The 6,446-nt window shown below is 61.0% G+C and carries 6 protein-coding genes; 1 reads left to right on the top strand and 5 read right to left on the bottom strand.

Annotated features, from left to right (window positions below):
* Positions 1-991, top strand: a 991-nt coding sequence (gene htpG, locus ACRAUW_RS03940; RefSeq protein ID WP_431361247.1) for a molecular chaperone HtpG, incomplete at its 5' end; no start/stop codon positions are given.
* A gap of 104 nt (positions 992-1,095) precedes the next feature.
* Here htpG and ACRAUW_RS03935 read toward each other — a convergent pair.
* From ACRAUW_RS03935 to sapA, 5 genes are read right to left on the bottom strand one after another with little or no spacing between them, the layout of a single operon-like run.
* A complete protein-coding gene (locus ACRAUW_RS03935) occupies positions 1,096-1,881 on the bottom strand; it encodes a peptide ABC transporter ATP-binding protein (protein WP_431361246.1) in 786 nt (261 codons plus the stop codon).
* Positions 1,882-1,915: 34 nt separating this feature from the next.
* A complete protein-coding gene (locus tag ACRAUW_RS03930; protein ID WP_431361245.1) occupies positions 1,916-2,914 on the bottom strand; it encodes a peptide ABC transporter ATP-binding protein in 999 nt (332 codons plus the stop codon).
* On the bottom strand, positions 2,914-3,807 hold the full coding sequence (locus tag ACRAUW_RS03925) for an ABC transporter permease subunit (protein WP_431361244.1): 894 nt from the start codon (positions 3,805-3,807) through the stop codon (positions 2,914-2,916). The genes ACRAUW_RS03930 and ACRAUW_RS03925 overlap by 1 nt, the downstream gene beginning before the upstream one ends.
* Positions 3,808-3,842: 35 nt before the next feature.
* Positions 3,843-4,802, bottom strand: a complete 960-nt coding sequence (locus ACRAUW_RS03920) for an ABC transporter permease (protein ID WP_431361243.1) — start codon at positions 4,800-4,802, stop codon at positions 3,843-3,845.
* A 2-nt stretch (positions 4,803-4,804) separates the two neighbouring features.
* Positions 4,805-6,400: an ABC transporter substrate-binding protein SapA gene (gene sapA / locus ACRAUW_RS03915; protein ID WP_431361249.1), complete on the bottom strand. Its 1,596-nt coding sequence runs from the start codon at positions 6,398-6,400 to the stop codon at positions 4,805-4,807.
* Between the last annotated feature and the right edge of the window lie 46 nt (positions 6,401-6,446).

Here is a 6,446-nt window from a genome sequence, read left to right as displayed (position 1 = left end):
GAAGCTCTACGTGCAGCGCGTCTTCATCATGGATGACGCAGAGCAGTTTATGCCGGCTTATCTGCGCTTCGTCAAAGGGGTGCTGGACTCCAACGATCTGCCGCTCAACGTTAGCCGTGAAATCCTGCAGGACAACAAGGTCACTGTCTCCCTGCGCAAGGCTTGCTCCAAGCGGGTGCTGACCATGCTCTCCAAGCTGGCGAAAGACGATGCCGAGAAGTACGCCAAGTTCTGGAGCGAGTTCGGTAACGTGCTCAAAGAGGGCCCGGCTGAGGATCACGCCAACCGCGAAGAGATCGCCAAGCTCTTGCGCTTTGCCAGCACCGCTGGCGAGGGCGAAGCCCAGACCGTGTCGCTGGAGGATTACGTTGGCCGCATGAAGGAAGGCCAGCAGAAGATCTACTACATCACCGCTGACTCTTACGCTGCCGCCAAGAACAGTCCGCACCTCGAGATCTTCCGCAAGAAGGGCGTCGAAGTGCTGCTGATGTGGGAGCGGGTGGACGAGTGGCTGATGAGCCACCTGACCGAGTTCGACGGCAAGCAGCTGGTCTCCGTCACCCGTGGCGAGCTGGATCTCGGCGATCTGGAAGACGAAGCCTCCAAGCAGGCGCAGGAAGAGGCTGAAAAGGCCAACGCCGGTCTGGTAGAGCGGGTCAAGCAGAGCCTGGGCGAGGCGGTGAAAGAGGTGCGAGTCACCCACCGTCTGACCGACTCGCCGTCTTGCATCGTCACCGACGCCTACGGCATGAGCACCCAGATGATCAAGCTGATGCGCGCCGCCGGTCAGCCGGTGCCGGAGCAGAAGTACATTCTGGAACTGAACCCCGACCATGCGCTGGTGAAGAAGCTCGATACCATCCAGGACGAAGCGCTGTTCGGCGAGTGGGTCGCCCTGCTGCACGAGCAGGCTCAGCTGGCCGAGCAGGGTGGGCTCAATGATCCGGCGAGCTTCGTCTCCCGCATCAACCGCCTGTTGCTGCAAGCCTAAGCCGCAACGCCGGTAACAGAAAGCCCACTGCATGCAGTGGGCTTTTTTGATCCCGCCTTGTGAGAGCGGCGAAAACAGCGGCAAGGGAGGCGGCCAGCGCCTCTCTATTTGCGGTATTCGTTGTTGTAGTTCTGGATCAGGCGACGGGTCACATCATGCTGGGGATCGGCAAACACCTTGAGGGTCTTGCCGCGCTCCACCACCCGACCTTCGTGCATCACCAGCACCTCGTCGCTGATATGGCTGACGATGCCCAGATCGTTGGCTACCAGCACATAGCTCAGTCCCATGGTCTCCTGCATCTCCAGCAACAGGTTGATGATCTGGGAGCGTACCGAGATATCCAGGGTGGAGAGCGCTTCATCGGCCACCACGATCTTGGGGTTGAGGATCAGCGCGCGCGCCAGCGCCACCCGCTGCTGCTGACCGGAGGAGAGCATCTGCGGATAGAACAGGGCGTGATCCGGCAACATCCCCACCATGCGCAGGGTCTGCACCACCTTCTCGCGGCGCTCCTCCTCGGTCATCTCGGTGTTGAGACGCAGCGGCGTCTCCAGGATCTGGCCGACCCGGATCTTGCGGTTCAGCGAGGTGTTGGGATCCTGAAAAATCATCCGCAGCAGTTTGCAGCGAGTCTGGTAATCGCCATGCACCATCAGCTGGCCGTCGATGGCGATGTCGCCGCTGGTGGGTTCGATCATGCCAGCCAGAATGCGGGCGAGGGTGCTCTTGCCGGAGCCCGCCTCGCCGACGATGGCGAGGGTCTGGCCCACTTCGAGATCGAACGATAGGGGCTTGATCGCCTCCACCGCCTGACGACGGAACAGACCGGTGCGGTTCTGGTAGGTTTTGCTAAGGCCTCTGACCTGCAACAGGGATGGCTCGATCACAAGCGGGGCTCCTTCATGGGGGCATTAACGGTCATCATTTTTTCGGCTCCTCCATGTTCAGCGGGAAGTGACAGCTGAACTGATGGCCTTTCACCTTGTTCATTAGCGGAGTCTGCACGCACTGCTTCTGGGCGTAGGGGCAGCGCGGCCCCAGACGGCAGCCGATGGGCAGGTGTTGCAGTGGCGGGATGACGCCGGGCAGGGTTTCGAGGCGCGATTTGTGGCGCACCAGCTTGTCAAAGTCGGGGATCGACTTGAGCAGCGCATCGGTATAGGGGTGATGGGGCGTCTCCAGGATCTGATCGCGAGTGCCCACTTCCACCATCTGGCCGCAGTACATCACGTTGATGGTGTCGGTCAGGTTGGCAATGGCGGCGATGTCGTTGCTGATGATCAGGATGGTGGTGTTGCCCAGCTTGTTCATCTTGTCCAGTAGCCGCAGGATCTGGGAGTGAGTGGTGGACTCCATGGCGCTGGTGGGCTCGTCAGCCACCAGCAGCCGTGGCTGGTTGGCTATGGCCATGGCGATCATCACTTTCTGGCACATGCCATCCGACAGCTCGTGGGGATAGGCACGCATCACCTTGCGGTGATCCTTGACGCCGACCCGGTGCAACAGGGCGATGGCCTTCTTCTTGCGCCACTGGAAACGCTGCCAGAACTGCCCCTCGAACGAGTCGGTCGGGATCGCCTCTTCCAGCTGGGTGCCGATCTCCTCGGAGGGGTCGAGACAGCTGATGGGGTCCTGAAAGATCATGGCGATCTCGCGGCCCATGATGCGGCGACGATCCTTGGGAGCCATGGTCAGTAAGTCCATGTCGTTGAATCGCATCCGGTCGGCACGCACCGTCCAGTTGTCCTTCTCGATGCCGACGATGACCTTGGCCACCAGACTCTTGCCCGAGCCGGATTCACCCACCAGACCGCGGATCTCCCCCTCGGTCAGGGTCAGGCTCACCTTGTCTACCGCCTTGACCTTGCCTTGCGGGGTGTCGATCTCGATGGTGAGATTGCGTATATCGAGCAGCGGCATCAGTCATTCCCCTCTTTGAGTGCTTCACGAATGCCTTCACCAACTAAATTGGTCACCAGCACGCTGAACAGGATGGCGATGCCGGGCAGGGTGACGGTCCAGGGGGCCAGATAGATAAGGTCGCTCGAATCGGCCAGCATGGTGCCCCACTCCGGTTGGGGAGATTGGGCGCCGAGGCCAAGAAAACCGACCGCCGAGATATCGAGGATGGCGGCCGAGAGGGTGCGGGTGGTCTGGGCCACCAGGGTCTCGACAATGTTGGGTAAAATAGCCAGACGCATGATCCGCAAGGGGGGCGAGCCATCGAGGCGGCTGGCGGTGATGTACTCCTTCTGCATCTCGGCATGTACTGCGTTGTAGGTGGCCCGGATAAAGGGCGGGATCAACGCCAGGGTAATGGCTATCAGGGTATTGCCAAAACCCGGCCCCATGATGGCAACCATGATGATGGCCATCAGCAGGGAGGGGATGGAGAGCAGGGTATCGAGCAGGTGGTGCAGCACGCTCGATTTAAGCCCCTTGCTCATGCCGCCGAGGATACCGATGGCGGAGCCCACCACCATGGCGATCACCACCACGACCAGCGCATAGCCGAAGGTGAGACGCGCCCCTACCACCAGCCGGGAGAGCATGTCGCGCCCCAGATCGTCGGTGCCGAGGAAGTAGTCGATATTGCCGGTCGCCGCCCACGAGGGGGCGAGCAGCAGCTTGTCGGTGTGCTGTTCATCGATGCCGTAGGGGACGACCAGCGGCCCCACCAGGGTGATGAGCAGCAACAGCAAAAAGCACCAGAGCCCCGCCATCGCCAGAGGATTGCGGCGGTAGGAGGCCCACGTCTGCTCAAGGGGTGAGAGGATCTTGAGTTCGGGATAGATGTTCGATTTATCTTGCATAGAGTACCTGGCTCCTGGTCACGCCATGAGCGCGTTCAATCTTGTTTGGCATACAACTCTTTGCGCCGTGCCGGATAGATAAGGGTGGTCAGCAACTCGGTGCTAACGCTGATGAAAATGACGAAACTGGCCACCACCAGGGTCGCACCACGAATGGCGGCGTAATCTTGCAGGGCGATGCTGCTGATGAGCCAGCGGCCGATCCCGTGCCATTCGAACACCACCTCGGTGACCATGGCGGAGGTGAGCACACTGCCCAGTTGCAGACCCAGCAGCGGCAGTACCGGCGGTAAGGCGTTCTTCAGACCATGGCGCCAGACGATCTGCGCCTTGGAGAGGCCCCGGCTCGCTGCCGCCTTGATGTAGTTCTGCTTCATTACATCGATGAGTGAGCTGCGCACATGGCGGATCACCTCGGTGGTCGGCACTACGGCCAGCACCAGAGAGGGGAGGATGAGGTGGCGCAGGGCATCGTGCAGCGCCGCTTGCCGCCAGGGTTCGTGGCTGAGCAGCACATCGATCAGGGCAATACCGGTAATGGGTGGCACGTCGTAGAGCAGGCTGATCTGTCCTGATGCCGGTAACCAGCCAAGATCGAGAGAGAAGAGCATCACCACCAGCAGTGCCAGCCAGAATACCGGCACCGCATAGCCGATAAGACCGGCGGTCATGATGGAGAGATCCAGCGTCTTCCCCTGTGACAGGGCCGCCAGGGTACCGAGAGGAATGCCCACCAGCAGCGAGATGGCAAACGCCGCCAGGCAGAGGATCAGGGTCGCCGGAAAGTAGTGGCGGATCTCGTCTAGCACCGGCAGGCCGGAGACGCTGGAGATCCCCAGATCTCCCGCCATGATCCGGCGCAGAAAGTCGGGATAACCGCGCCAAAAACTCAGTTCGTGAGCAAGCAACCGATACTCCAGCAGATAGGCGACCAGGGTCAGCGCCAGCAGGGTGATGAGCAGCAGGTTGATGCGGCGCAAGGTGTATAGAAGCATGCTTACTCCCTGTGAGCCTGGTTGAAGGAGGTGCCGCCAAAGGGCATCAGGGTCAGCCCTTCGATGTCGCTGCGGCTGGCCTGGGTGCGCAAGGCGTGCGCTAGCGGGATCAGCGGCAGCTGTTCGTTGAGCAGGGTCTGGGCATAGTAGTAGTTACGGAGCCGGAACGAGAGCTGGGGCGTGGTGACCGCATCATCCAGAAGCTGATCGAAGGCCGGGCTGCACCAACGGCTGTAGTTGTTACCCCGCTCCACCGCCGAGCAGCTCAGCAACTGGCGGAAGAAGTTATCCGGGTCGGCATTGTCGGCAATCCAGCCGGAGAGCAGGCTGTCGTATTCCCCTTTGGCTAGGCGGTCTTCGATCACCGGCCACTCCCGTTGCACGATCTTGAGCTTGATCCCGACCTTGGCCAGATCACTGCGGATTAGCTGGGCGGTCTTGACCGCCCCCGGGTTGTAGGGGCGGGCTTCCGGTTGTACCAGCAGTTGCATCTCGAACCCTTTCTCCATCCCCGCCGCCTTGAGCAACTGCTGGGCCCGTTTAAGGTCGGTTTTGCGCTCGGGCAGGCTGGGGTTGTAACCCCAGGAGAGGGGCGGCAGCAGGCTGTTGGCCGGCAGACCGGTATCGAAATAGACCGCCTGCAGCAGGTTGTCGATATTGATGGCGCTGGCAATGGCCTGCCGCACCTTGACGTTGTTGAACGGCGGCTTGCGGGTATTGAGGGCCAAAAAGGCGACGTTCATCCCCGACTGGACCGAGAGACTGAGCGCCGGATTTTGCTTGATCACCGAGAGCTGGCTGGCGGAAGGGGTGCTCATTACGTCGCACTCGCCGGTCAGCAGCTTGGCCAGCCGTTTGGCGGATTTGGGGGTGATGTCGTAGACCAGCTGTTCAATCTTGGCATCGCCGCCCCAGTAGCCGGGGTGGCGCAGATAGCGAATGAACTCGTTGTGGCGATACTCCTTGAAGCTGAACGGCCCGGTGCCGATGGGGCGGCTATCAAGCAGGGCCGGTGTGCCAGCCTTGAGCATCTCTTCTGCGTATTCGGCGGAGAGGATCACCGCGTAGTCGCTAGCCAGGGTCGCGAGGAAGGAGGCGTTCGGCTGGTTTAGCTCGAATACCACCGTCTGCTGCCCCTTCTTGCTCACCCGTTTGAGCAGCAGGTCTTGTCCCAGGCTGTAGAAGTAGGGGTAATCGCCGCCGGAGACATTGTGATAGGGGTGCTGTTCGTCGAGCTGGCGGGCATAGGTGAAGACCACGTCATCGGCATTGAAGGTGCGGGTGGGCTTGAACCAGGGGGTATGGTGAAAGGTCACCCCTTTGCGCAGGGTCAGGGTATAGGTGAGCCCGTCCTCGCTGATGTGCCAGTCGGTGGCGAGCGCCGGCTCCAGCGCCAGGGTGTTGGGGTTCACCTCCAGCAGGCGGTCGTAGAGCGGACGGGCACTGGCATCCAGCGTCACCCCGGAGTTGGAAACATGGGGATTGAAGGAGAGGGGGGATCCCTCAGCACAATAGATGAGTCCGGTTTTGGAGGCCTCGGGTTGCTTGTGGCAGCCGGTGACCAGTACCAGCAGACCCAGCAGCAAGGGGGTGAGCATTCTCATTGTTGAACCATGTTCTTATAGGGAGTTTGTACGCACGTTT

It is taken from the genome of Aeromonas sp., assembly GCF_050633025.1.
Classification (GTDB): domain Bacteria; phylum Pseudomonadota; class Gammaproteobacteria; order Enterobacterales; family Aeromonadaceae; genus Aeromonas.
The sequence above is the reverse complement of the archived record's forward strand: the minus strand, read 5'-3'. Positions and strand labels throughout refer to the sequence as shown.

What these genes read in the sequence shown, in the direction of transcription:
- ACRAUW_RS03920 (WP_431361243.1), bottom strand. Translation starts at nt 4,802, where the DNA reads ATGCTTCTATACACCTTGCGCCGCATCAACCTGCTGCTCATCACCCTG.
- ACRAUW_RS03925 (WP_431361244.1), bottom strand. Translation starts at nt 3,807, where the DNA reads ATGCAAGATAAATCGAACATCTATCCCGAACTCAAGATCCTCTCACCC.
- ACRAUW_RS03930 (WP_431361245.1), bottom strand. Translation starts at nt 2,914, where the DNA reads ATGCCGCTGCTCGATATACGCAATCTCACCATCGAGATCGACACCCCG.
- sapA (WP_431361249.1), bottom strand. Translation starts at nt 6,400, where the DNA reads ATGCTCACCCCCTTGCTGCTGGGTCTGCTGGTACTGGTCACCGGCTGC.